At 61.6% G+C, this 1,534-nt stretch carries 3 protein-coding genes; 2 read left to right on the plus strand and 1 reads right to left on the minus strand.

Annotation, left to right across the window (positions count from 1 at the left end; genetic code table 11):
* A partial coding sequence (locus tag ACXRVY_RS28430; RefSeq protein ID WP_458238882.1) for a transglycosylase SLT domain-containing protein occupies window positions 1-386 on the minus strand: 386 nt, incomplete at its 3' end.
* Window positions 387-581: 195 nt separating this feature from the next.
* Here ACXRVY_RS28430 and gspG point away from each other — a divergent pair.
* Together gspG and ACXRVY_RS28440 are read left to right on the plus strand one after the other, a co-directional pair.
* A complete protein-coding gene (gspG, locus tag ACXRVY_RS28435) occupies window positions 582-1,016 on the plus strand; it encodes a type II secretion system major pseudopilin GspG (protein WP_223463928.1) in 435 nt (144 codons plus the stop codon).
* A 14-nt stretch (window positions 1,017-1,030) separates the two neighbouring features.
* The coding region (locus tag ACXRVY_RS28440) for a type II secretion system F family protein (RefSeq protein WP_458238883.1) at window positions 1,031-1,534 on the plus strand (504 nt) is incomplete at its 3' end.

Here is a 1,534-nt window from a genome sequence, read left to right on the forward strand (position 1 = left end):
TCGTAGGCGTTGGTCACCCCCATTTCGCGGGCGAGGGCGGGCATCAACTGCATCAGTCCGCGAGCGCCCTTGGGTGAGGTAGCACGGGCGTTGTAGCCGGACTCAGTCTTGATCACTGCATGCAGCAGCGCCGCCGGTAGTTCGTTGGCCGTGGCCGCCGCCAACACCAGCTCGGCGTAGGGTTGCGCGGCGATCATCTGCGGTTGCTGGTCGAGGCTGACCACCGTCGCATCAGGCTCATGGATCACCCGTTCATAGTGGCGTCCGGGGCGATGGACATTGGACAGGACATAGTTGCCCTTGGCGTCCAGGGAAACGAACACATCAGCCTGTGCGGCACTGGCGAGCGCGAGTAATCCGAGCAATCCTGCGGTGATGGCTTTCATTGTTTTGCCTCCCCTGCCCGGCCCCGAAAAATGGGGGTATTGCCCCAATGGCCGGTAGTAAAATAGCCATACGCAAGCACTGTGCCGTAAGTGAAAAGGCCCGTAGCACAGGGGGTGCAGACGGATGTCCAGTCATGTGCATGGCAATTGCATGCGCCTGTATAGAGACTCTGCTGTCGACTGAGGGAGGTCATCATGCATCAGCGACTGCGTTATGCCCGGCGCCCCCAAATTGGGTTCACCCTGCTCGAACTGTTGGTGGTGCTGGTGGTGCTGGGACTGTTGGCCGGCATCGTGGCGCCGAAGTATTTCGCCCAACTGGGTCGCTCCGAAGTGAAAGTGGCCAGGGCGCAAATAGAAGGTTTGAGCAAAGCCCTGGACCTTTACCGCCTGGAGGTCGGCCACTACCCGTCGACCGAACAGGGCTTGCAGGCGCTGGTCACCGCCCCTGCCGACGAACCGCGCTGGACCGGCCCGTACCTGCAGAAAAAAATCCCGCAAGACCCCTGGGGCCACAACTACAGCTATCGCTATCCCGGTGAAAACAGCGAGTACGACCTGTTGTCCCTGGGTAAGGACGGACAGCCCGGCGGCGAAGGCGAGAACGCCGAAGTCACCAACTGGAACTGACGGGAATGGCGACCATGCGCTTTCATCTCAAAGCCGTCGGCAAGGCCGGTGTCGTCTCAATGACCGTCGAGGCGCCGGGGCACAGCGAAGCCAGGCGCATCGCCGAAGACCAGGGCCTGCGAGTCGTCAGCCTGCACGCCGAGCGACATTGGCGGGCCTTGCGCCTGCACAAGCGCGAGACCTTCAACCTGGTATTGTTCAGCCAGGAACTGACCACATTGCTCAACGCCGGCCTGCCGTTGATCGATGCGCTGGAAAGCCTGGCTGAAAAGGAAAACGCGCCACAAGCCCGCAAGACCCTGAGCGAGCTGGTGCGCTTGCTGTACGAGGGCAAATCGTTTTCCCAGGCCCTGAGCCAGATGTCGGCCGTTTTCCCGCCTTTGTACGTGGCGCTGGTGCAGTCCAGTGAGAAGACCGGCGCCGTGGGCGATGCCCTGGGCCGGTATGTCAGCTATCGCCAGCGCATGGACGAGGTTCGCCAGAAGATCGTCAGCGCATCGATCTACCCCATGCTGTTG

Source organism: Pseudomonas sp. P5_A2_2 (genome assembly GCF_054177685.1).

Excerpts from the sequence above, each read along its gene's own strand:
- gspG (WP_223463928.1), top strand. The coding sequence starts at position 582 with ATGCATCAGCGACTGCGTTATGCCCGGCGCCCCCAAATTGGGTTCACC.